The sequence below is a fragment of the Insulibacter thermoxylanivorax genome, from assembly GCF_015472005.1.
Taxonomy (GTDB): Bacteria; Bacillota; Bacilli; order Paenibacillales; family DA-C8; genus Insulibacter; species Insulibacter thermoxylanivorax.
The window spans coordinates 91,908-117,806 of record NZ_BMAQ01000009.1 but is presented as its reverse complement, the minus strand read 5'-3'; the positions used below and the strand labels follow the sequence as shown (position 1 = coordinate 117,806).

At 53.7% G+C, this 25,899-nt stretch carries 18 protein-coding genes and 1 pseudogene; all 19 read left to right on the top strand.

The genetic code is table 11. The features are described from left to right. Positions 1-264: 264 nt before the first annotated feature. Positions 265-1,185, top strand: coding sequence for an ABC transporter permease (locus tag PRECH8_RS06570; RefSeq protein WP_242457468.1), 921 nt, complete (start codon positions 265-267; stop codon positions 1,183-1,185). Between the two features lie 14 nt (positions 1,186-1,199). Then, entirely contained in the window at positions 1,200-2,099 is a 900-nt protein-coding gene (locus PRECH8_RS06565; RefSeq protein WP_200966291.1) for a carbohydrate ABC transporter permease, read from the top strand. A gap of 47 nt (positions 2,100-2,146) precedes the next feature. Then, a complete protein-coding gene (locus tag PRECH8_RS06560) occupies positions 2,147-3,802 on the top strand; it encodes an extracellular solute-binding protein (RefSeq protein WP_200966290.1) in 1,656 nt (551 codons plus the stop codon). A gap of 154 nt (positions 3,803-3,956) precedes the next feature. After that, entirely contained in the window at positions 3,957-5,000 is a 1,044-nt protein-coding gene (locus tag PRECH8_RS06555) for a glycoside hydrolase family 88/105 protein (protein ID WP_242457467.1), read from the top strand. Positions 5,001-5,227: 227 nt separating this feature from the next. Continuing rightward, positions 5,228-5,527, top strand: a complete 300-nt coding sequence (locus PRECH8_RS06550; RefSeq protein ID WP_200966289.1) for a LiaF transmembrane domain-containing protein — start codon at positions 5,228-5,230, stop codon at positions 5,525-5,527. A gap of 59 nt (positions 5,528-5,586) precedes the next feature. Next, positions 5,587-6,264, top strand: coding sequence for a PspA/IM30 family protein (locus PRECH8_RS06545; RefSeq protein ID WP_200966288.1), 678 nt, complete (start codon positions 5,587-5,589; stop codon positions 6,262-6,264). Further along, complete coding sequence (locus PRECH8_RS06540) at positions 6,261-6,785, top strand: PspC domain-containing protein (RefSeq protein WP_200966287.1); 525 nt, start codon at positions 6,261-6,263, stop codon at positions 6,783-6,785. Before PRECH8_RS06545 ends, PRECH8_RS06540 begins: the two co-directional genes overlap by 4 nt. 2 nt (positions 6,786-6,787) lie before the next feature. Then, positions 6,788-7,480, top strand: a complete 693-nt coding sequence (locus PRECH8_RS06535; RefSeq protein WP_200966286.1) for a PspA/IM30 family protein — start codon at positions 6,788-6,790, stop codon at positions 7,478-7,480. A 91-nt stretch (positions 7,481-7,571) separates the two neighbouring features. Beyond that, a complete protein-coding gene (gene liaF / locus PRECH8_RS06530; RefSeq protein WP_200966285.1) occupies positions 7,572-8,222 on the top strand; it encodes a cell wall-active antibiotics response protein LiaF in 651 nt (216 codons plus the stop codon). A gap of 26 nt (positions 8,223-8,248) precedes the next feature. After that, the gene (locus tag PRECH8_RS06525; RefSeq protein WP_200966284.1) at positions 8,249-9,322 is read left to right on the top strand and encodes a sensor histidine kinase; all 1,074 of its coding nucleotides are present in this window, start codon (positions 8,249-8,251) and stop codon (positions 9,320-9,322) included. Continuing rightward, positions 9,303-9,950, top strand: coding sequence for a response regulator (locus PRECH8_RS06520; RefSeq protein WP_200966283.1), 648 nt, complete (start codon positions 9,303-9,305; stop codon positions 9,948-9,950). Before PRECH8_RS06525 ends, PRECH8_RS06520 begins: the two co-directional genes overlap by 20 nt. Positions 9,951-10,091: 141 nt before the next feature. Continuing rightward, a complete protein-coding gene (gene cls / locus PRECH8_RS06515; protein WP_200966282.1) occupies positions 10,092-11,531 on the top strand; it encodes a cardiolipin synthase in 1,440 nt (479 codons plus the stop codon). A 257-nt stretch (positions 11,532-11,788) separates the two neighbouring features. Beyond that, the gene (locus PRECH8_RS06510) at positions 11,789-17,113 is read left to right on the top strand and encodes a glycosyl hydrolase 53 family protein (RefSeq protein ID WP_200966281.1); all 5,325 of its coding nucleotides are present in this window, start codon (positions 11,789-11,791) and stop codon (positions 17,111-17,113) included. Positions 17,114-17,668: 555 nt separating this feature from the next. Beyond that, entirely contained in the window at positions 17,669-19,429 is a 1,761-nt protein-coding gene (locus PRECH8_RS06505; protein ID WP_200966280.1) for a sensor histidine kinase, read from the top strand. Next, positions 19,407-21,068, top strand: coding sequence for a response regulator (locus PRECH8_RS06500; protein ID WP_200966279.1), 1,662 nt, complete (start codon positions 19,407-19,409; stop codon positions 21,066-21,068). The genes PRECH8_RS06505 and PRECH8_RS06500 overlap by 23 nt, the downstream gene beginning before the upstream one ends. A 181-nt stretch (positions 21,069-21,249) precedes the next feature. After that, positions 21,250-22,968 (top strand): type 2 periplasmic-binding domain-containing protein, encoded by a 1,719-nt coding sequence (locus PRECH8_RS06495; protein WP_200966278.1) that lies wholly within the window; start codon positions 21,250-21,252, stop codon positions 22,966-22,968. 736 nt (positions 22,969-23,704) lie between these two features. Further along, a complete protein-coding gene (locus PRECH8_RS06490) occupies positions 23,705-24,562 on the top strand; it encodes an ABC transporter permease (RefSeq protein WP_242457466.1) in 858 nt (285 codons plus the stop codon). Positions 24,563-24,576: 14 nt separating this feature from the next. After that, the gene (locus PRECH8_RS06485; protein WP_200966276.1) at positions 24,577-25,455 is read left to right on the top strand and encodes a carbohydrate ABC transporter permease; all 879 of its coding nucleotides are present in this window, start codon (positions 24,577-24,579) and stop codon (positions 25,453-25,455) included. Between the two features lie 168 nt (positions 25,456-25,623). After that, a pseudogene (locus tag PRECH8_RS14810) lies at positions 25,624-25,752 on the top strand (cellulase-like family protein); the annotation flags it as partial. Positions 25,753-25,899 lie beyond the last annotated feature (147 nt).

The following is a 25,899-nucleotide window of genomic DNA, read 5'->3' as shown; positions in this document are numbered from 1 at the left end:
ATGATCATTTTTGATCACAACGCGGCGTGAAAGCAGCGATATGTAAGCGCTTTGATCAAAAATGACGCCCAGTATCAAACCCTACTCTTTACGTCTGCGGCGGCGTCGGGTTATGATGAAAGCGATTTCGGAGAACGTCAGACCAACACACCTTCCTGACGATCGACGGATCAGAACGCTTCTGCAGCAGGAGGTGAGACAATGAAAGTTGAAAGCGCTTCGATCAATGTTGCAAGCAAATCCGACAAAGAATTAGCTCGCAAGATGAAACAGCAGGATCGGAAGCAACTCATCAATTATTTGAAACAGAATTGGCAGTTATATGTCTTGCTCATTCTTCCGTTGGCGTTCGCTTTAACATTCAAATACTTACCATTAACGGGACTTGTCGTTGCATTTAAGGATTATAAGATCGCCAGAGGGTTCTGGGCCAGTGAGTGGGTAGGTTTTGAGGTTTTCAGGGAGGTATTCTCTCACCGGGATTTCCTCAAGGCGTTGCGCAACACGCTGCTGTTGAATTCGCTTGACCTGATATTCAGCTTTACTGCACCGATCTTCTTGGCGTTGCTGCTGAATGAGATCAAACACGTAACCTTCAAGCGGATCAATCAGACGCTTCTGTACTTGCCGCACTTCCTGTCCTGGGTTATCATCGGTGCGCTGGCTTATCAGCTGCTCGGTTTGGGCAACGGTCTAGTCAATAATCTCATAGAGTTATTAGGCGGTAATCGCGTACCATTCCTACAGGAAGATTACCACTGGCTCGCCAGTTATCTCGCCATCGGAGTCTGGCAGAGCATGGGTTGGGGCACCATCATCTATCTCGCTGCGATGAGCGGGGTCAACCCGGAGCTGTACGAGGCTGCGACGGTAGACGGTGCGAACAGATGGAGAAAGATGTGGCATATTACTCTTCCAGGGATTCGGCCGACGATCGTCACCTTGTTGATTCTAAATCTCGGCAGAATCATGGAAGGTTCCTTCGAACGAATCTGGTCTCTGCAGAACCGGGCTACCACGGAATTCACAACGACGATTCCAGTACTTGTCTACCGCTGGGGGATCGAGAGCGGTAACTTCAGCCGTGCCACCGCGATTGGATTATTCCAGTCTTTGGTAGGACTTGTGCTTATCATCATAGCTGACCGGATCGCTAAGCGGCTGGGCGAAGACGGCTTGCTATAGGGAGGAGGTGAACCATGCAAGGTTCCGGAAGCAGCAAAGCTGTAAAACGCGTCAGACGTTTTGGTGCAGTGGATGCAGCAATCTACACGACAATAGCTATCGCATCACTTCTCTGTTTGTTGCCATTCGTCCATGTGGTCGCGAAGTCATTAAGTACGGATGCTTATGTCATCGCGAACAAAGTGTTCCTTTGGCCGAAGGGATTCACTCTGGAGGCCTATCATAAGATCCTGGCAGATGCCAGCATCGTCCGGTCCTTGTATGTGTCCGTAATCGTAACCACAGCATTCACCGTACTAGGGATGATCATCACGACCTGTGCAGCGTATCCGCTTTCACGGCGAAATTTGCGAGGCGGCACCTTCTTCAGCTACCTCTTCATGTTTACGCTGATCTTCCACGCCGGGATGATTCCCGATTATCTCAATGTAAGCAACTTAGGCTTGCTGGATACGTTATGGTCGCTCATCTTGCCGGGGGCATTCAGCGCCTTTAACCTTCTGATCATGAGAACATCGATTAGGAGCAATATCCCGGATAGTCTGGAGGAAGCTGCGAGGATCGACGGAGCAGGGCATTTTCGAATCTTGACGACGATCGTGCTGCCGCTTTCCAAGCCGATCATCGCTACCCTGTCCCTGTTCTATGCGGTCGGCAGATGGAACCTGTATCAAGACGCCTTGTTCTACATCAAACACGAAACATCGCTGCGCCCATTGCAGCTCAAACTGTACTATTTGGTCGTACAAGCGAGCGAGAGTTTCCAGCTTGAGATGACCAACGTCAACTTAAGCAATCCTGAAGTGTTGAAGGCGTCCGTGGTTGTGTTTGCAACCTTGCCGATCCTTTGTGTATATCCTTTCATTCAGAAGTACTTTGTACAAGGCGTTATGCTTGGTGCGATTAAGGAGTAAGCAATTTTTCCTTCATATATATCAACATCAATTAAGGGGGAAAGGATATGAGTTCACTGAGTAAGAAGAGGGCATTCTCACTATTGGCCATTGCAGTCCTGCTGCTGGGATTGCTGGCAGGGTGCTCGGGCAAGAATGATTCGCCGTCGAATAGTAATTCGAATGCGAACACTCCTTCGACGAGCACGAACAATAACGCAGGTGAAGAGGTGGATTACCGCAACGGGTTCCCTGAGCGGGTAACACTGGAGATCCCTGTGTATGACCGTGCCTTCGAAGGCTGGAACGTAGCGGACAACTACTATACCCGCTGGATCCAGCAGGAGTTCGGCGAGAAGTACAACGTAGATGTCAAGTTTGTACCGATCGGCCGCTCCACAGAAGTACAGGACTTCCAACAGCTGCTTGCTGCGCGCAAGGCGCCGGATATCATCTTCCACTATGATATGCCGCAAGCACTGGCGTACTACAGCGAGGAAGTCATGCAGCCGCTGGATCTCGATGAGATCGCGCATTATGCTCCGACATACTGGGAGAAGATGAAGGATACGATCCTCAAATACGGTGAAGTTGAAGGACAACATGTCTTCTTCTTTGCGGAGCGTCCGAACGTCAGCAACTGGGTCGGCATCATCCGCAAAGATTGGGTGGAAGCCGTCGGTATGAAGGTTGAAGATCTGACATCTCTGGAGAAGTTCAATGAGATGTTGGAGAAGTGGAAGGAAGCAGGTTTGGGTGTTGCGGGCGGTTCGCTGCAGAAAGACGTGTTCAACTACAGCTACGCATTCCGCGAGTGGCCGGTAGATCCGGAGAAGCATGCCCTGTATACGGACCTGTCCGTAGCAGACTTCACAACGGAAGCAACGGAGAAATGGCTGCGCAACTTGAACTATCAGTATAACAACGGCCTCATCGACCAAGAGTTCTATCTGCGCGATGACCACAACAAGGTGAAGGCAGAGTTCGTCGCAGGAAGAACGGGTACGTATGGGGAGTACATCACAAGCAACACGGATATCTTCGAAGCTACGCTGAAGAACAATCCGGAAGCAGAGTTTGCAGTGCTGCCTCCTTACTCCGGAGTGCCTGAGGGCGGCGTACCGCAAGGACGTCTCGACTGGCCGTTCGGTATGATCATGGGAATCAACCATGAATCCTCCGATCTCGAGCGCATCGCCGTATGGCTGTATCTAGAGTGGATGATTCAGCCGGATAACCTGTTCTACTTGCAGAACGGCCCGGAAGGCGAAACCTATACGCTTAATGAAGAAGGCATTCCTGTGAAGAATGACAGCTACGACGGCGAAGCGAAGTTGTCGCCGAACAACAACAAGGACTACTGGTGCCTGGTCATCGAAGCTCCGACCTATGGTTCGGAAGAGGAGACGAAGAAGGTGCTCAAGAGCTTCTGGTCGCCGCCGGGATATGAGTACATCGTCGAAGATATGATGAGGTACAGAGACGAGGTTATCGAATACTACTACCCGGACCCGCTGTTCACCGTTCCGATCGAATCCGTGGCGAAGTACAAAGCGGATCTGAACAACCTCTTCCAAGAGTTGTATCTGGATATCGTCATGTCTTCGCCGGAGCAATTCGATCAGAAGTATGAGCAAGCGAAGCAAACCTTCCTCGATGCAGGATACCAAGAGATCCTGGATGAGAAGAAGGCGGCTTATGACGCAGGACATATCATTCAATAATCGTCATTCGTCCGGAGCCCCTGCTGCAGCGGGGGCTTTAGACGCTCTATCAGCTCTATAGGCAGATTGGTGAGAAGCAGATTGGGGAGACGGGCACTTGGAGATCACATGGAGCGACGACGAGAATCAAGACAACGTGCAGGAGGGAACGAGGTTGAAACTGCAAGCGGATACGAAGGAACTGAAGCAGACGATCGGGCGGGTAGTCGATTATACACTGAATATGGATCTGACCTGGGATTGGCCGTGCGGGGTTGCCTATTATGGGATTAGCCGCGCTTATGAAGCAACGGGTGAAGAATCATACATCGAGCGGATGAAGGCCTTCTGTGATGAGTATATCGAGGTCGGACTGCCGGTATGGACCGTGAATACATGCGCGATGGGTCACATGCTGCTCACGCTGTATGCGCACACGAAGGACCAGAAGTACCTGGACCTGATCATGAGCAAGATCGATTATCTGGAGAACCATGCCCTGCGGTTCGGGGACCGCGTGCTGCAGCATACGGTTTCGTCCAAAAACGATTTCCCTGAACAGGCTTGGGCGGACACCTTATTCATGGCGGCATACTTTATGCTGCGGGTAGGTATTCTATTGGATGAGAAACGTCTGATCAACGATGCGCTGCATCAATTCTATTGGCATATCAATTACCTGCAGGATGAGAACACCGGTATCTGGTATCACGGCTATAACCATATCACCAAGGACCATATGTCCGGCATCTATTGGGGCCGCGCCAATGCTTGGGCGGCTTATACGATGGCTCGTGCGGCGAAGATCCTGCCCGAGGCATACCTGTATCCGCCGATGATGCATATCTGGAGTTCGCTGCGCGATCAGCTCGCCGCTCTGAAGAATCTGCAGAGGGAGGATGGTCTGTGGGGAACGGTGCTGGACTATCCGGAATCCTACAGCGAGGTCTCCGCTTCGGCCGGCATTGCGGCAGCGATGGTCGAGAACGGCAACCCGATGCATTCGAAGTATGTGCAGAAGGCGCTCCAAGGGATCCTGGATAACATCGCGGACAACGGACGGGTGCTGAACGTATCCGGCGGTACCGCGGTGATGAAGGATATCCAAGGTTATCTCAACATCGACCGCAAGTGGGCGCAGGGTTGGGGGCAGGGATTGGCGCTGGCCTTCTTGGCATCCATCGTCGAGGTGCTTGAGAGGAAGGAGAAGGCTGATTAAGCACGGCAGGGTATTATACGTTGAATATGGAGTGTTCAAGGCAAGCAGGAACCCGAGAGGGGGCCTGCTTTTTTGGTGTCTGATCGGCGTTACTGAACTGCAGACCGGAGGACAACCCCGACCAAAGTCGAGGTCAAAAACCATCCCCGGTCCGTTTTGGCGAGAGCTTGCTTCCCCTAGAATAAAGACAGAAAGATCGACGACAGTCGGAAAGGCGGTGAACGACATTGAGCACGAATCGCAAAACGGGTATTGCAGTCATCCTGATCGCCGTCGGAGCACTGATCTTACTCCATAAGATCGGCTTCGGGTTCGGAGGTCTCACGAGTTGGATCTTCTCGATCATCTTGCTCGTGCTTGGCTATACCCTGATCAAACACCGCAGCGGTTTCATCGGTTGGCCGCTGGCCATTCTGGGCGGACTCATCCTCTTCGGCAAATTAGCGGGGCTGATCGGCTGGCTGATCGCTGCCGCGTTGATCCTGTACGGGGTGCATATGTTGAAGCAACAGAACAGGACCATCTAGAGGATATCAAGATATAGCTGCAAACCAATCCATGACTATTAGAAGGAGGAGTGTGATCGATGAGCGTGATGAAGAGGATCCGGGATATCACCGTCGCTAACCTGAATGATCGACTGGAGCGCGCTGAAGACCCGGTGAAGTTGATCGATGAGTTCCTGACAGCGCGAAGAGAACAGATCATGCAGACGGAACAGCTGTACAATCAGTGCGCTCGTCATATGGAAGCGATGCGTGAGCAGTACTTGCAGGCCGGCCTGCTGGCCGAGAAGCGGGAACAGCAGGCGAGCGTGGCGCTGAAGGCGGGCGAGGAGGAGATCGCAAGGCTGGCGCTGCAAGACAAATTGCTTAACGAGGAGAAGGCCCAGCAGTATAAGGGATTGTACGAGCAAGCGAAGTCGAATGTCGCTGAACTCACGCAAGAGCTGGCTACCTTACGAACCGAATACGAGGAAGTGTTGTCCAAACGGCAGTATTATGCGGCTCGCATGGAATCGATTCGCCTAAGGCAGCGCATGAATGAGAGGATGCACCAAGCCGGCTGGAGAAGCACGGAAAGCGCGTTCCGCCGGTTGGAAGACCGCGTATCGGATCTGGAGATGGAGACGATGACCCTGCGCGAACTGCGCCGCATGACGGAAGAGACGATCTATCAAGCGGGTTCCGTACTGAAGAGCACGCTGGAGCAAGAACTGCAGAAGCTGAAAGAACGATTGGAGAAGGAGGGAGCAGGCAAATGACGGCCAAACTGTACAGATCCGCAACGGATCGCAAAATATTCGGAGTCTGCGGCGGCCTGGGCGAGCTCTTGCAAGTCGATTCCACGCTGCTTCGCATCGTCGCAGTCGTTGGAGCGGTCTTCTCCGGCGGTACGGTGATCCTGCTGTATGTCATCGCCGGGCTGGTCATCCCGGAGGAGCCAGGCGGCTATGATGCGAAGACAACCTTCAACTTCGGTCCTGCTTCCAATGGACCGCACGGCGGCCAGTCTTGGTTCTCGTTCTGGGGAGACGGCTCTGCGAAGCACAAACATGCTTATAAGGGCGTCTGGAACGGCGGTCCGCAAAGCGGTCCCGCAAGCGACGACCAGGCAGCTTCCTCCGCACAAGCCGAGGATGAGCTGGACAAGATGATGCGCGAGGTGGAGACCAAAGCGCTGCGCAAGGAGATTGAGGAACTCAAGAAGCGCTTGGCCCAATATGAAAGTCAAGCTGGACGACAGATGAATAACAAAAACAATCAGGAGAAAGGAGATATTTAACGATGGGAGTATTTCAACGGATTAAGGACATGACGAAGGCGTCGATCAATGATCTGCTGGATAAGGTGGAAGATCCGATCAAGATGTTAAATCATTACATCCGCGATATGGAGGAGGAAATCGCGAAGGCGGAAGTGACCGTTGCCAAGCAGATGGCGAATGAACGCCGGCTGAAGCAGCGCCTTGATGAGTTGAACCGCCTGGTGCAGGAGCGCGAACAACAAGCAATCGACGCGCTGATACAAGGCCAGGAGGCGACGGCGAAGCAAGCGCTGGAAGAGAAGCTGCACTATGCGGAGAAGGCAGCGGAGCTGGAGGAGATGCATGCGGCATCCAAGGCACAAGCGGATGAACTCATGCAGCAGCTGCATGATATGAAGAACCAATTCTATCAGATGCGCAATAAGCGCAATGAACTGGTCAGCCGCGCACAACTCGCAAAAGCCAAGAAGCAGATGGCGCAGGTGACAGCATCGAACCAAATCGGTGCAGGCACCGCAGCGATCGGCTTCCAACGGATGGAGGAGAAGATCATCCAGATGGAAGTGGAGGCGGAGATCAGCAAGCTCCCTTACACAGGGGGAAGTACCGTTAACCCGCAAGCTGATCTGGTCCGTCAAGAGAAAGTAGAAGCTGAGATGAACGCACTTCGCGAGAAGCTTGCTGCAGGATCTCTAAGAAGTGATGGATTTTAAGTCCTAAGAAGATATGATATGCTAAAAGTTAGTCGAGCCATAGCGCGTGTCAAGCCTATGGCTTGACCTTTCCAGCGAGGAGGTGAACGGCATGGACAATCTGCGCAACCGCAATACCGCCCTGGTCTTAATCGGTGCAGGCCTATATATACTTCTGGGGAATCTCATCGGGTATTTTACGGTTACGGCGATCCTGGTCGTCGGTCTCGGCATCTATAAGCTGAAGAGCGGCGAGAATCGCACTGGCTATGTGCTGATTGGGATCGGGCTGATGTTCTTGGCGCTGAGTCATCTGTCCATTGTCTTTGCCGTGATTCTCATCTCCTTCGGCTACTATCTGGTGCGATCGAATCAGCTGCAAGGCAATCCATCTTATACGCAAAGACATAATATATTGGAAAGCATCCGTTGGAATAAAGAACCTTGGGTGCTTCAGAACATGGCCGTATGGTCGATCGTCGGCGAGATGAATCTGGACTTGTCGCTGGCGATCATCGAGGAGCCGGAGACGACGCTCCTTCTGCAAGGTGTCGTAGGTGACATCGATATCATCGTGCCCGATGATATCGGGGTGCATATCCAGTCCATCATCCTCATCGGTCAGACGAAGATCGGACTGGAACAGCAGGACGGCCTGGTCACGAAGATGACCTGGCAGTCGCTGAATTATGATACGGCAGAGCACAAAGTGAACATTACATTGTCCTATGTAGTCGGTGATGTGAATGTGACCGTGCTGTAATGACAGGCATGAAGGAGGGTACAGGGATGAACCGCGGACGCAGATTGACGAATATGATATGGCGCAGCATGGGCAGCGCGATCCTGTTCAGCCTGCTGTTGACGGCGGTGATTCTGTATCTTCTCTACATCTATGATTATTTCGAACTGGATGGGCACTGGCTCGATGTCCTGAGGAACGGGCTGACGATCGCCCTGATCGTATTCGGACTGGGAGCGTTCTACGGCTATTGGCAGAGCAGCAAGATCAAACGACGGCTCGAGGTGTTGTCCGAGTCGATGCTGATGTTGGAGAAGGGGAATCTGACTAGAGCGGTACCTGATCTCGGCGAAGACGAGATCGGGCGACTCGGCGAACAGCTCGGGCGGATCAGCAAGAAATGGGAAGAACAGGTAACTTCCTTGCAGCGGTTATCGGCGAATAACGCTGAGCTGGCGGAGCGGGTGCGCTACTCCGCGGTTACGGAAGAGCGGCAGCGACTGGCGCGGGAACTGCACGATGCGGTCAGCCAGCAGTTGTTCGCGATCTCCATGACGGCGACGGCGCTCGGCCGCACGATGGACAAGGACTTCGCAAAAGCGCAGCGGCAAGTGGCGCTCATCGAGGAGATGGCTTCCGTGGCCCAATCGGAGATGCGCGCTTTGCTGCTTCACTTGCGGCCGGTCCATCTGGAGGGCAAGGGGCTTGCGCAGGGCTTGTATGAGCTGATTCAGGAACTGAGAGCCAAAGTACCGATCGGAATTCAGTTTGAGATGGACGATGAGGTGCAGCTGCCGCGGGGTATCGAGGATCATCTGTTCCGCATCGCGCAGGAGGCCTTGTCCAATTCCCTGCGACATTCACGCGCCGATAAGATTGAGCTGCGCCTGCAGCGCAGGCAAGACTATGTTCGTCTGTTCATACGGGATAACGGCGTTGGATTTGATATGGAAGTGAAGAAATCCGCCTCCTACGGTATCATCTCGATGCAGGAGAGAGTGAACGAAATCGGCGGATCGATTCAGATCCTGTCAGCACCTGGCAGGGGAACGCGGATCGATATCCGCGTACCGATCCTAATAGAAGGAGTAAGTGGTTCGGATGAGCAAGGACAAGATTAAAGTGCTGCTGGTGGATGACCACGAGATGGTTCGCATCGGCTTGTCAGCCGTGCTGGGAACGGAAGAGGACATCGACCTCGTCGGCGAGGCGTCAAACGGTGAAGAGGGCATCCGCTTAGCTGTGCAATACAAACCCGATGTGGTGCTTATGGACCTCGTCATGGACGGCATGGATGGGATCGAGACGACTCGCTGTTTGTTGAAAGAGCTGCCCGATTGCAAAGTCATCGTGCTGACGAGCTACATCGACGATGAGAAGATCTATCCAGTGATCGAAGCGGGGGCTTTCAGCTATCTGCTGAAGACCTCCCGGGCGCATGAGATCGCGCAGGCGATCCGGCAAGCGGTGAAGGGTCAGCCGGTCTTGGAAGCGCAAGTGGCATCGAAGATCATGAACCGCTTCCGCAAGCCCGCTGAACATCTGCCGCATGAGGACCTGACGGAGCGGGAGATGGAAGTGCTTCGTTTGATCGCCAAGGGCAAGTCCAACCAAGAGGTCGCGGATGAGCTGGTGATCGGCGTGAAGACGGTGAAGTTCCATGTCACGAATATCCTCGCGAAGCTCGGCGTGGAAGACCGCACACAGGCAGCAATCTATGCCTTTAAGCATGGATTGGCGGAGGATTGAACGGAAGTCGGAAGACGAGTGAGATAGATGACTAAGAGGAATAACAGCATGAAGTCGTATGATGGACTGGGAATATATGACAATGCGGACTAGTAGAAGACGATAGCAGTATAGCTTTGAGAAAGGATGCAGTCATCTGAGATGAATTCCGGGGCTGTGATTTCCCTTGTGATCCTAGTGATCAACATCGTGTTTGCCGTTACGGTCATCTTCTTGGAGCGGCGCAACGTCGCCGTGACTTGGGCATGGCTGTTGGTGTTGTTGTTTCTGCCCGGCATAGGTTTCATCGTCTATATCTTCTTCGGACAGAATCTAAACCGGCGCAAAGTGTATCGCTTAACCGAAGAACATCTTGCTTTGGCGAATCAGCTGGTGACCAGACAGCAAGAAGAACTGGTCAATCTGGCGTTCAACGATCCGCATACGGAGGCGTACAAGGACCTCATTCAGATGAATCTGCGCACAGGGCATTCCCTGTACTCACAAGATAACTCCGTGAAGATCTTCACCGACGGCACCGACAAATTTGCGGATCTGTTCCAGAAGATCGAACAGGCGAAGCACCATATCCATGTTCAGTATTATATTTTCCGCGGCGATCATCTGGGCAAGAATCTGGTCGAAGCACTTGCGAGGAAAGCGGCCGAAGGCGTGGAAGTCAGGCTCCTGATCGACCATCTTGGCTGTATCCATACGCCGCGTTCTTTTTTTGATCGGCTAAGAGAAGCGGGCGGCGAAGTAGCGTACTTCTTCCCTTTGAAACTGCCGACCCTGAGCCATCGTCTGAATTATCGCAATCATCGCAAATTGGTGATCATCGACGGAATGACGGGGTATATCGGCGGCTTTAACGTGGGGGATGAATATCTCGGCTTGGATTCGCGGTTCGGATACTGGCGGGATACGCATCTGAGAATTGAGGGCAGCGCCGTTCGCCAGATGCAGGTTCAGTTTCTGTTGGATTGGAATGTATCGAAGAAGGCGAACATCGGGCTGGAACGGGCATATTTCCCCATAGTTCCGGCCAAGGGGCAGGCGGGTATCCAGATTCTGTCAAGCGGCCCTAATGAATCGGAAGAGCTGATCAAGAATGCCTTTATCAAGATGATCGCATCGGCGAAGAAGAGCGTATATATTCAGACCCCTTATTTTATCCCCGATGAGAGCATGTATGCGGCCCTTAAGATCGCAGCCTTGTCGGGTGTGGATGTGCGTTTGATGGTGCCGGGCAAACCGGATCACCGCTTCGTGTATTGGGCGTCGATCTCTTATTTTGAACATATGCTGGAGGTCGGCGTATCTCTGTACGTCTACCGCAAGGGGTTCCTCCATGCGAAGACGATCGTCGTTGACGGGAAGATCGCAACCGTCGGCACAGCGAACATGGATATCCGCAGCTTCCGCTTGAACTTCGAGAGCAATGCGATCATCTACGACAGCCAGACCGCTTCGAAGTTAGAGCAGATCTTCTTGGATGATTTGCAGTATTGCGATCCGTTGACGCTTGAAGCTTATAAGCAGCGGCCGCTTTCGCTGCGTTTAAGGGAATCGGTTGCTCGTTTGTTATCACCGATTCTGTAAGATCCGCGTGAAGTGCTGATGTGTACCCGGTCAGGTATGCATGCGGCACTTCTTTTTTTTTTAAATGATTGCATTATTAACTGTAAATCTTGGGATTGTGCCGTACATTTCTTATCCGCAACGCTTTACCATCTATAATTGAGAGATCCTAAGAGACTGACGCATGCAAGGGATGATGTCGGTCTTTTTTGTATCCGCTTGCATGGGGTCTGTTCCTGTGTGGTTGGATGCTGGCAGTTCAACAGGAGGGGATGAGAATGACTGATGGTAAGGGGGAAGGTACCATGTTCAAGCGAATCGGCAATGTGCTGTTGATGCTGGCTTTGGTTGTTGCGCAGTCGGCTGTACTGGCTCCATATGAAGCAAGCCGGGCCATAGCTGCGGAGAATGTGCTGATCCTCAATCCCAGCTTCGAGGAAGATCTCGATGACTGGGAGACGAATGGCAGCGAAGCGATCTCGATTAGCGATGATGGATGGGTCCCCGACGGCGGCGGTCATAAGAAGCTGAGTTATTACAGCGATACCGCTTATGTTGCCGATACTTATCAGACGATTACAGACCTTAAGAACGGCAAATACATGCTGTCCGCTTGGACGGCAGTGAACGGTGAGTTTGATGAGAAATATATGTACGTGAAAACCGCGGGAGAGCAAACCCATAAGGCAGCGATCCCCAGTTCCAGTCAATGGACGCAGGTCCATCTGCAGGTGGAGATTCAGGACGGCGGGATGACGATCGGTTTCTATGCGGATGCGCATGCGGGAGCTTGGCTGGGTGTGGATCTGGTCACACTGACTTACTTAGGAGATGGAGGCAAAGACATGGTGATCATTCCGAATAACAGCTTCGAGGACGGCCTGTCCATGTGGCAGACCAACGGCAGCGATGCGATTAAACAAGGGAGCGGATGGGCGCCGGCCGGCGGCGGTTCGCATAACCTGAATTATTGGAGCAGCTCCCCGTATATCGCCGATACTTGGCAGACGGTGACGGGAATCGTCTACGGGGATTATGAAATCTCCGTCTGGACAGCAAGTGACGGCACGTTCCATGAACTGTATATGTATGTGCGAGGAGGGGACGGTACCGAGGCGAGAGTGGATCTTCCTCGCGTGAATACGTGGACGAAGGTCACCCTGCCCTTCACGGTGAGCCATGGCGAACTGACGATTGGCTTCTATGCTGATGCGGAAGGCGGAGCATGGGCCAACATCGACTTAGTGGAAATCTCAAAAGTGACAGAGGATGACGGGGAGCCGAAGGGTGTACCGATTGTAAACTATGACTTCGAGGAGCTTGCGGATGATGGGACCCTTGTCGGCTGGGAAGTACAGGGGGATAAGGATGCTTCTGATGCAGGCAGCGTGGGATACAAGAGCGGGCATGCCCTGATGCACCTAGCTGATCAGGGCTATGAAGTGCGCACTTATCAGCGACTGGAGAATCTGGAGAACGGACCCTACACCTTGTCCGCCTGGGCCTGGCATGGGGGACGGGGAGACGGCATCGCTTATCTGTTCGCAGCTGGCTCCAGCCGTTCAGAAGCGCGTACGGCATTGCCGGAAACGGAGGGGTGGACGAAGGTCTATGTCCGAGGGATCGAGGCAGCGGACGGTACCTTGACGATCGGTCTGCATACGAAGGGGGAAGCGGGCACCTGGGCGATGATCGACCGGGTGGAACTGGTCAAGGACGATCAGCCGTATCGGCTGCTCAAGGGCGGGGATATCTCGGAGCTAACCCACATCGAATCGCGGGGCGGCATCTTCTACGACCGCGAGGGCAATCCGAAGGATCTGTTCCAGATCTTGAAGGAGAACGGTCATGACATCGTCCGCATTAGACTTTACAACAATCCGGGCAAAGGGCGCGGCAACGGCGAGTACTACCGCCAGGAAGGTATCATGGACAAGGAGGATGTCCTGAAGCTGGCGAGACGGGCGAAGGATGCCGGGCTGCAGATCCAATTCACCTTCCATTACAGCGACTATTGGACGAACGGCGAGACGCAGATCATCCCATATGATTGGCAAGAAGAGATTGAGGGCATGACGGATGAGGAGCAGATTGCCAAGAAGTTAGAAGAACTGCTGTATGAATATACGAAGGACATCATGACGGCTTTGAAGGAGCAGGGGACGCTTCCCGAGTATGTATCCTTAGGCAATGAGATGCAGGGCGGTCTCTTGTATCCATACGGACGGGCAGCCGGGGACAACTGGAGGTATCTAGCGAATTTCTTGAAGGCAGGTTATAAGGCTGTTAAGGAGGTTTCGCCGGAATCGCGCGTTGTGCTGCATCTGGATGACGCCGGCAACTACGGGAAGTATATAACCTTCTTCGATAAGATGGCGGAATACGGCGTTGAGTACGATGTGATCGGTCCGTCCTATTATCCGTTCTGGACGAAGAAGACGATCGAAGAAGCGGTGGACTTCTTCGTATACATCAGTGAAAAATATGACAAGGATATCCTCGTCATGGAAACGGGGTATAAGTGGAATCCGACCTTGCCGAACGGCACGCCTGGACAGTTGACCAACAACGGGCCGTATCCGGAGGAGACGAGCTCGCCGGAAGGGCAGAAGAACTTCATGATCGCGCTGTTCAATGGATTGAAGAGTGCGGGCAACGGCCGCATCATCGGGGATCTGTACTGGGATCCGATCATGATCGAGGTGCCGGGCGTAGGCTGGGCCATCCGGGAAGCGGATGATCAACCGGATGTGAATGTGGTCTCCAATACGACGTTGTTTGATTTTGACGGCAAAGCGCTGCCGGTACATGATGCTTATCTGTACAATACGGAAGGTTCTGAGACAGGCAACATCATAGGACGGGTGCTGGGTACAGGCGGTACCGGAATCGCGCGGGCGGAGCTTCGTCTAACGCTTGCAAGCGGCGAGATGCGGTATGCGAAAGCGGATCCGTGGGGGAATTACTTGTTCCCTGATGTTCCGCCGGGCACCGATTACCGCATCGAGGCGAGCAAGCCGGGGTATGAGTCCGGGACCGCGTATGTCGATCGGGTTCTGGCCGGACAGAACACCGTGGGTGTCATCGTGATGTTGACCGGAGGGCGGATCAGCGGCACGGTGCTGGATGATGCCGGCGACCCTGCGCCTCGTGCGAAGGTGACGGTCAGCGCCGGTGAGGATGTCTTCACAGCCGAGACGGATCAGCACGGGCGCTATGTGCTGCAAGATGTACCTGAAAGCACGGGCTATATCGTCATGGCGGCTAAAGCGGGTTACGTTCCCGGCTTCCTGTCGGAGGTATCGGTCCGCGCAGGCGAAACAACAGAGGCTGATGCGATTAGGATCGTGCTGATTTCCGGATCGATCAGCGGCAAAGTCGTGGACGCGGCGGGGCTTCCCGTCGAAGGAGCGGTCGTCAGCGTCGACACTAAGGAGCAGCGCTATGCCGCCGTAACCGATGCCGCCGGACGGTATGAGATCCTGCATGTGCCAGCCGGCGAGGGGTATACTGTGCAGGCTGTGAAGGAGAAGTATGATGCGGCGCTTGTGGAAGGCGTCTCGGTGGAGATCGGTCAGGTGACGGATGGCGTAGATTTTGTCCTGTTGTCCAGCTTGGGAGCGATCTCCGGTGTGGTTACAAATCCCGCCAAAGAACCGGTGGCAGGTGCGGCGGTAATCGTTGAACGCGGAGATGAAGAGTACCGAACGCTGACGGATGAAGCGGGGCGCTATGTTGTGGACGGCGTTCCGGCGGGCTCCGGATATGTGGTGCGGGTGGCGGCGGAAGGCTATCTCGACGGATACTCGCCTAGGGTCACGGTGAAAGCACGGCAGACGACGAAGGATGTGGAGGTTCGCCTGCTGACTCCGATTCTGCTTAATAACCCCAGCTTCGAGCTGCGGGTCGAGCATGACCGCACGATCATCCCGGAATGGCATGTCAGCACAACCAAACAGGCAACCTACATCCAATACCATGAGCAAGCCGTGGATGGCAACTACGTGCTCTCCGCTTGGCTGGAGCAGCCCTTCCAATCCGATGTATGGCAGACGATCGCGGGATTGGCGGACGGGTTCTACCGGATCACCTTCTGGTCATACAACGGCGGGGACATGAATGCTCATTACATGTATGTCCGCAGCCGCGGCGGGGATGAGGTGCGTGTGGATATTCCCGCATCGAGCGGCATGAGGGCCAATGAACGGGTTGTTGAAGTTGAGAGCGGCCAGCTGACAATCGGCTTCTATACCGACGGCAACAGCGGCAACTGGATGCTGATCGATAATGTACAGGTCGGATATCTGGGCACTGAGTTGCCTGGCATCGATGGCGGCGGCGGAGATGACCGCGGCAGCGAGGATGGCGGCGACGATGAAGACAGTGATGGTGACGATGACGATGGGGACGGCTCTGCCGGCAGCGGTAATGACATCGGCAATGGCAGCGGGAAAGGAGGCGGATCTGCAGGCGGCGTTTGGATGATCACTCCCGTCGATCAATCGGTTACCAAGATCGATCTGGCCGCTTGGCTGGCCGACGGCATGGACAGCACGCTTGATCTCGAGGTTCCCGTTAAAGGGGATAGAGCTGCTGCGGTCCTGTCGTCGGAGCAGCTCGTGCAAGCCCGTGATGAAGGCGTAGAGTCGCTCGTGCTAAGGACTGACTTGGCGATTATTCAATTGTCCGCGGTGTGGCTGGCGGAAGCTGCAGGCAGTGCAGCAGGAAAGGGACAAGTTGAGGTGTCCGTTGCTAAGTTGGATCCGGCAGAACTGCCGGCTGACATCCGGCGCAAGTTAGTCGGCCGTACGCTGTATGATATTGCGATTAAGGTGAACGGCACGCGGATCGAGGAGCTTAAAGGCAGCGAGCTGATCGTTGAGATCCCTTATGCGCTGGGAGAAGAGGAAATGCCGCATCAAGTGGTCGTACACTTCATCAGCGAAGACGGCGAGATCCTGCCGGTGTCCAACGGATTGTTCGATCTTGGGGCGGAAGCTGTGCTCTTCCGGCCGAAGCATCTGGGCAAGTTTGCGGTATGGCATGAGAACGTACATCTGACAGATATCTCCGATGTGGAGTGGGCTAAGCAGAGCATCGAGCTTCTAGCTGCTAGAGGCATCGTCATGATCGGAGATGACCATCGTTTCGAGCCGGCAGTGCCTATCACTCGCGGCGCATTCACGCATATGCTGGTGAACGGCCTTGCATTGGCAGCTGCCGATCAACCTGCGTCTTTCTCCGATGTCGAGGCCAACTCCCCGTGGCATGATGCGATTGCCGCGGCGGAACAATTAGGAATCGCCCGGGGCATCGGCAACGGCCGCTTCGTCGCTGCCGATGCGATCAGCCGGCAAGATCTGGCGGTGCTCATCGACCGCGCGCTGCAGACGCTGGGCATCCAGCTGCCGAGGGTCAATGAAGGATGGGGATTCCAAGATCAGCATCAGATCGCTGATTATGCGCTTGAGGCGGTTGATGTCCTGCACCGTGCGGGCCTGTTGCGCGGTACGGGCCAAGGGCAGTTCTCGCCGCTGCGTCCTGTGACCAGAGCGGAAACTGCGGTTGTCACAGCCAGACTGATCGAGAGGTTGTACGAGTGATATGTGTTGCGATTATAGATGTAAGGATTCGAAGATAGGCGAAAGGCATCGAGCATAGATGGAAGGAAGACCGGCTTGGGATGATCCAGGCCGGTTTTTCGCTGTTGTGATGGATGGCTGGGGGCGCAAGGCATGTGAGGGTCGTCGGGCCCGTCAGGAGATTTTGTTCTATAAATAGGATAATAAGTGAGAAAAGGGAGCGTTCATGTGTTGGTTTTGTCCTAAAATGCAGAGCAGCATGAATCGACCAAGAATCGGCCAAATAGTTGGAAAAACTGCTGAAATGTTTCATTTGGTACAGGTCGTTTGATTTATAATAGAGGTAACATTAAACATTCTGCACGATATAAGAATTGCGCTTGCTCCTAACGATTCTGCAATAATGACTCAGAATAGAAACAGCATCAGCATAGGACTGACAACAAATCAATCAGCATCACAGAACAGGCATTGAATTCAAACGCATCGACGATGAACCATGCTGAATCATATAGATTTACAGTGCAGGCAGGAGTGCATACATAAGCAAAATGTGAATGAACAAGGGGTGTCCGGATGCCCAGATTCAATCTGTTCAGAAAGCTCGTGGTTTTCAATCTGATCCTGTTGATTCCGATCGTGGTGTTGTATTTCTACTCCAACAAGACGAGCACGAATGTGCTGGCCACGGAGCTGACTCGTTCGCATACCAACCAATTGATCTTCTTCCAGGATCAGATCAATACGAATGTGGGGCTGCTTGCGCTTTGGCCTAATCTGTTGCTGCAGGATCCGGATATTTCGAATCTGAAGCATATCTGGACGTATAATAAGCACCTGAATTTCGAGCAGATCAAGTTGATGAGACGCATTCAGAGCAAGCTCAACATCCAGCAGAGTTCTGCGGATTTTGTCAGCCAGATCCTCATCTACTCTCCTTCCCTGCGGCGGGTGGTATCTGTTAACGATGTTAAGGAATACGATGAACAAGAACTTCTGTCCAGTCTGAGAACGAAAGGCTGGCAGGTAACCGCACAGGATGACGGCAGCTATCTCTTCAAGATCATGTCCACACCTTCACCGTATCTGGCGGATCCTTTCGATCATAATCTGGTCATCGAGGTGCAGTTTTCGAGTCAGAACATCGAGAAGATGCTCGATGAGTTCAAGCGCGACGGCAGACGGGATCCTTTCTATTATCATGCAGATACCGGCTACCTCATCTATAACCGCACGGCAGACCGCGAACTTGCCCGGCAGCTCGTTGAACATCTGGATATGAGTGATGGACTTCCGATTAAGAATGAAATCGTTAACATCGAAAACAACAAATATATGGTACATGTCGCCCTTTCCGATACCCTGGGGTGGTATCTGGTCGACTACTTGCCGCTGTCAGAGGTAATGTCGCCGATCCAGCGTTCGAACCGTTTGTTCTATTCCTCTGTGATCGCCCTGCTGCTAATGAGCCTGGTTACGGCATATATGCTGTATGCACAAGTACAGGTGCCCTTGAAACAGTTGATCCGCGGCTTCAATCGCTTGAAAAATGAAGACTACACCGTTCGGCTGGAGCCGAAGGGACACAGTGAGTTCAGCTTCGTATTTCGACGGTTCAACTCCATGGTGGAGCAGATCCAGGAGCTGTTTGAGCACGTCTACCTGGAGAAGATCCACGTGCGTGAAGCTCGGCTGAAACAGCTGCAGTCGCAGATTAATCCGCATTTTTTCTATAATTGCTTCTCATTTATCTCCAGTATGGCGAAACTGCAGGATACGCGGGCAGTCATCGCGATGTCCCAGAACTTGGCCAGCTACTTCCGCTATACGACCAGACAGGAGAAGGAATGGGTCACCGTGTGGGAGGAGATGGAGTTTGTTCGAAATTATCTAGAGATTCAGAAACTGCGGAAGAAACGGCTCGATTATACGATTGAGCTGCCGGAGGAGTTGTACAGCTGGCTCATCCCTCGCATCTTGATCCAGCCCATCGTGGAGAATGCCATCATTCACGGTGTGGAACAGAAGGCGGGAGCGGGACTCATCCGCATCACCGGCAAAGTCGAGCAAGGGCAGGCGACGATGACCGTTGAGGACAATGGCAGGGGCATGAGCGAATCCGAGATGGAAGCATTGGGACGACAAATGGCTCAACCGATGGATGAGGAGATGGGCTGCGGACTCTGGAATGTGCATCAGAGAATGGTGCTGCGCTACGGGAACGGAGCCGGTGTCCGTCTGTCCCGTTCTGAGCTGGGCGGCTTGCGGGTGGACTTGATCTGGTCTGAGGCGAATGTGTTAAGGAGGGCTTCCGATGATCGAAGTCTTACTGGTTGATGACGAATCCTATGTTACGGAGAGCTTGAAGGTTACGATCCCCTGGGGCGAACTTGGGGTGAATAAGGTCCATCAGGCGGAATCCGCAGCTGAGGCGCTGGAATTGATGGAACGGCACTCGATCGATATCCTCGTTACGGATATCCAGATGCCGGAAGTCAACGGTCTGCAATTGATCGAGCTTGTGCAGGAACGCTGGCCCAATGTGCGCTGCATCCTGCTTACGGGGCATTCTGAATTCCACTATGCCAAGAAGGCGATCGAACTGCATGTGCTGGATTATGTATTGAAACCCGTGGATGACGAGGAACTTATCGCTTCTCTGTCGCAGGTAATCACCTCTCTGCAGGATGAATGGGCGCAGGCGGAGCAGTATTATCAACTCATGTATGATCGGAAGACGGACCTGTCGATTCTGCGGCGGAATTTCCTTCATGAATTGCTGCTGGGGCGCCCGCTTTCCAAGCAGACCATCAGCGAGCGATTGGTGAAGTATGAGATCCCGCTGACCGTCGATACACCTGCGGTGATGATGCTGGTTAAGATGGGGCTCGATGCTCGGGAATACGACGAAGCGTCACATGCGCTGCTGGAATATGCCGCAGGTAACATCGCTGAAGAGGTCTTGTCGGAGCGGTTCCGCCTCTGGCATGCTCAGTCCCCTCACAGCTATATGACGATCATCGCGAGCCTGAAGCCGGAATGGCTGTCCCAAGCAGGACAGGATGACCGCCGGGTTCTGAGAGAGGAGCTCGAGAGACTGCTGCCGATCTTTCGTCAGTATGTTCGAGGGTTTCTGAAGGTAGATGTTGCCGTTGCCGTGACGAATGCCTTTAACTTCCCTGAAGCGATCGCAAGCACGTATCGAGCGGCGATGCGATATGTTTACATGTTGGAGATGAAGGAGCGGGATGTGTTCTTCCTGCAGGATCAGAGTCCTCCCGCAAGTTCGGTCGAATCCTTGGATGTGCTTTACCGCCCGCCAACCCTGCTGCATCTGCTGGAAGCTCAGCAATGGGATGCTGTTCGCGGCAAGCTGGATGAGGTCTTCGATTACGTAGCGGCAAGCGGTTATTCTAGAGAGAACTTATACGAGATCTATCTATCGATTACGAATGCGATCATCTATGCTGCGCATAAGTACGGTTTGTCGTTCAGCCAAATCGGCTTTGACTGGGAGATCGACCAAGGCATGGTGCATTCCTTGGAACGGTTAAGGCATTGGACGACCATGATGGTCCAGCAGTTGGAGGACAAGCTGTCCACCCAGGAGGTTCATGCGAAGAACCACATCGTGAACCAAGTGAAGCAGATCGTCAGCCGGGATCTTGGCAGCGATATCTCCGTCAAGACGATTGCCGACCGTGTCTATCTGCATCCCGTCTATTTGTCCAAGGTGTTCAAATCGGTGACGGGAGAGAGCCTCGGCGATTATATCATCCGCATGCGGATGGAGAAGGCGCTCTATATGCTGAAGCATACGAACAAGCGGATCTATGAGATCACGATGGAGCTGGGGTATCAGAATCCACAGTATTTTAGCAAGATGTTTAAGAAGTATTACGGCATGACGCCGAATGAGTACCGCGATGGGCGTTTCCCGGAACGAGCTCAGAACGGCAGGGCGGAGGAAGCGTGAGCCGCAAGATGATGGAAGTCAGCGGAATGAAGGATGATACCGGAATGAAGGATGATCATGTGAAGATTCTTTATAAAGATAGTTGGGAAAGGTGCAGAAATCTTCGAATTATGACATAGGATGAGCACATAGGCCTCCCCTATAATGGAAATGTAAGCACTATACGATAAGGGGGAGCGCGATGAAAGCGAGTTTGAGAAGAGCATGGCTCATGTTGTTGGCGGTCATGATGATCGTCAGCTTATTGGCAGCCTGCTCGGGCAATTCGAACCAATCGGCCGATTCATCGAACAGCCGGACACCTCCGCAGAGTGAACAGACAAGCAGTACAGATGAGAACCCATACCGGGATAAATACGACCCGCCGGTGACGATCACCACTGTCTGGGGCGTTGATCCGGCACTGACTTTCAAGTACGGCGAGACGATTGAGAATAACGTGGCGACCCGTTGGGCGCTTGAGACGCTGGGCATCGAGATCAAGACGCTGTGGTCCGTCACCGACACGAACGGTGCCTTCGCGACGAAGCTGCGTCTGGCGCTGACGAACAGACAGGAGATGCCGGATGTTGTTACCCTGGGGGCAGGAGAAACGCAGCTGGTCCACGATCTGATCGAATCCGGATTGTACCGGGAAGTGGGTTCGCTCTTCGATAAGTATGCGAACGATACCTGGAAGAGAGCGATGGAACTCGACCCGAACGTCTGGCTTCCTTATATGAAGGACGGTCAGCGCATGGGGATTCCGGTTCTGGACTATGCGTACAACCACGACTACCTGCTCTGGATTCGTCAGGACTGGCTTGATGCGCTGGGCATGGAGGCTCCCGAGACCCTGGAGGAGCTCGAAGCCGTCATGGAGGCCTTCAAGTACAACAACCCGCAGGGCCTGTCGCCTGACGAGGTAATTCCGCTCAGCATCGGCTTCAAGAACACGATGAACACGTGGATGGGCGATCCGTCCTGGGTATTTGGAATGTTCGGTTCATTGCCTGAACAGTGGAATGAAGCGGAAGACGGAAGCTTGGCGTACGGTTCGATCCACCCCGGCATGAAACAGGGGTTGGCGAAGCTTAAGGAATGGCTGGACAAGGGATATATCCCGTTTGAAGCAGCGCTGTGGGACGAGAACAAGACGGCTGAGCCAGCGGTAGCCGGTACAGCAGGAATCATCCCGGGACCGTACTGGATGAGCGGATGGCCGCTGCTCGATACGGAGAAGAACGTCGAAGGAGCTGTCTGGAAACCGCATAAGATCCCGATGGGTCCGGATGGAACAGCGATGCGGCACGGTACGCATTACATTAACGGCGTTACATTGCTGCACAAGGATTTCGAACATCCTGAGGCCTTCTTCACCTATCAGAACTATCTCTTCGAGCATCTGGCAGATCCGCCGGAAGGCGGCATCTACCAATACGGAATCTTCGAAGGTTATGACTATGCCTTCGACGAGGAGGGTAACCTCCTGACCGGAGACGACATCCCGGGCGGTGCGGTGACTGCGCCTCTGAGATACTTCCTCGTGCGCGATGGAGCGCGGGTTCCAGATGCGCAGATGAAAGCTCTGTTGAAACTGGCCTCCGGCAAGGAGCCGACGACCTTCCGCGAGAAGGAAGTGGCCATGCACTATGGACCGGAAACACCTAACGCCGCAGTGGTGCTGCTGGAGCAAGAGGAGATCTCGAAGAAGGATATGTTCATCGGAGCGCCGACCGAGACGATGAAGACGAAATGGGATTATCTGCAGAAGATCGAGCGCGAAACCTTCAACGCGATCATCTACGGCGACAAACCGCTGGATGCCTTCGATCAATTCGTACAGGATTGGCTTGCCGGCGGGGGCGAACAGATCACGAAGGAAGTTAATGAGTGGTATAGAAACACATTGGGCAAATAACTCGCTCATATACAGGGTCATAAGCAGAGGCGGCCTCTTCGGCCGCTTCTTCATTCCAGCTTCTCCGCTCGATGTACGTGATCAGAAGGCGAGAGCGGCTGGAGGGTGCAGCAACTGCTGCGGTGTGAGCCGCTGCGAAGCTGCGCGCGCGACTTACCACGCTGAGTCGACAGTTTCTGTCGTCTCGGCCGCCGTAACGCGCGCATGCCCTGCAGAGTCGACAGTATCTGTCGTCTCAGATGCTGGGTGTGCGCATGTCACGCTGAGTCGACAGTTTTTGTCGTCTCAGTCGCCGGTTGCGCACATGTCACGCTTGAGTCGATAGTTTCTGTCGTCTCAGGCGCCGGTTGCGCACATGTCACGCTTGAGTCGACAGTTTTTGTCGTCTCAGGTGCGGTCTGTGCGCTTGCTACGCAGAGTCGACAGTATCTGTCGTCTCAGGTGCGGTCTGTGCGCTTGCTACGCTGAGTCGACAGTTTCTGTCGTCTCGGCCGCCGTAACGCGCGCATGCCCTGCTGAGCCGATACTTTCTATCGTCTCAGTCGCAGCTAATGCGCATCAATGAACGCAAACAGAACATGGGAAGAATTCAACATGAATCTATCCAACATGATTTAGAGAGGGGGAAAATAAGATGGAAGCCAATGCACTGGCTGCCGCTGATCCGGCTGAGACTGTCCGTCCGGGGAATAGGGGATTTCGCTATTATCTGCGGAAAACCTGGGTGTTCCATCTGATGATCTTGCCGTCGCTGATCTTCCTGATCATCTTCAACTACATCCCGATGGGCGGTATCGTTATGTCTTTCCAAGACTTCAAACCTTGGCTCGGCATCCGCGGTTCGGAATGGATCGGCCTGGAGAACTACCGCTATCTGTTTGATCGCAGGGACAGTATGCAGGTGATCTGGAACACGCTGCTGATCGCTGGACTGAAGATCATCTTCAATCTGCTCGTGCCCTTTACCTTTGCGATCTTCTTGAATGAGATTCGCAACCAGCTCTATAAACGGTTCATCCAGACGATGGTCTACCTGCCGCACTTCCTGTCCTGGGTCATCCTCGGCGGGATCCTGATCGATATCCTGTCGACGGACGGCGGCATCGTCAACCGCTTCCTCGGACTGTTCGGCATCGGACCGATCTTCTTCCTCGGCAACGGGGACTGGTTCCGGGTGACGGTGGTAGTCACTGACGTATGGAAGGAATTCGGCTTCAGCACGATCGTCTTCTTGGCTGCACTGGCCAATATCAACCCGACGCTCTATGAGGCGGCTGAAGTCGATGGGGCAAGCAGGTTCAAGCAGACGATCTATATTACGATCCCGGCGATGATGCCGATCGCGATCGTTGTAGGCACCCTGGCGCTGGGCAATATCCTGAACGCCGGCTTCGACCAGATCTTCAACCTGTACAACCCGCTTGTCTACGAGAAAGGGGATATCATCGATACCTTCGTCTACCGGGTGGGCATTATCAATGGGGAATTTGGCTTTGGCACGGCGATCGGGCTGTTCAAATCCGTGATCAGCATGATCCTGATCTGCCTCTCGTACTATATCGCTTATCGCTGGGCCAACTATCGAATCTTCTAGAGGGAGGATGAACGATGTATCACAAAACATGGTCTTACCGCGTATTCTCCGTTTTCAATAACATCGCCATGTTCATCATCGCGGTCACCTGCGTCCTGCCGCTGGTGCATGTGCTTGCGGTCTCCCTCAGCGCCAAATCCGCCGCCGATGCCAACCTGGTCACCTTCTGGCCGATCGAGTTCACCTTGGAGTCCTACAAGAAGACGATCAATAATCCGCTCTTCTTGAACTCGCTGGGCGTCTCGGTGCTGCGCACGGTTGCCGGCACGGCGCTGACGCTGCTGCTGGCCTTCCTGGCAGCCTATCCGCTTTCTAAAGAAAACTACGTGTTCCGCGGACGGACGATCTATGCCTGGATCTTCGTGTTCACAATGATCTTCAACGGCGGTCTCGTCCCGTTCTATATGGTCGTCCAAACCCTCGGGCTGATCGATTCCTTCTGGGTACTCATCCTGCCTGGGGCGGTGAACGTATGGCTGACGATCCTGCTGCTCAATTTCTTCCGCGGTGTGCCCAAAGAGCTGGAGGAAGCAGCGCTGATCGACGGGGCGGGGCATCTGCGTACCCTCTTCGTCATCTACTTGCCGATCTCCCTGCCGGCGATCGCGACACTTGCGGTGTTCAGCATGGTGTTCCATTGGAACTCCTGGTTCGACGGGCTGTTGTACATCCATTCGCCGAAGAAGTATCCGCTTGCTACGTATCTGCAGACGGTTATCGTGCAGCGGGACCTGTCCTCGATGAGCATCAGTCCCGAAGAGCTCCGACTCCTGTCGCAGAAGACAGTGACTTCCGCGCAGATCTTCATCGGCGCCTTGCCCGTACTGCTCGTCTATCCGTTCTTGCAGAAGTATTTTGTCAAAGGGCTGGTGCTCGGTTCAGTGAAGGAATGATCGTCAGCGATCGGATGAAACGGCTGCGAGTGGGATGGTATTACGTGGGGATGAAGCACAAGCATGCATGATGGCGGATGGACAAGGATGGCGGCTTCCTTACACGGAAGGGGCGTCCTTATATTAACGGGAAATTGTATATAATGGAATCAGAGGAGGTAGAAGCCGATGCAGATTCCGTCACATCTGCCGCGCAAGCTGACGATTACGATGTGGGACATCTCTTGGTATACGATGACGATGCCGGGCGAGCCGTACCATGATCTGGGGGCGGCATTCGCTGAAGCCGTTCAGCGAATGCCGCCCCGCATCATCCGTTCTGGGCGGATGTGGAATGGCAGCGCAAGTGGAATCAGTATATTCTGCAAAGTTAAAGAACTGAAGTATGATGGGTTAATTTGCAAGCAGCGGCGGTGAATGTCCCTGTTCACAGCCGCTGTTTCT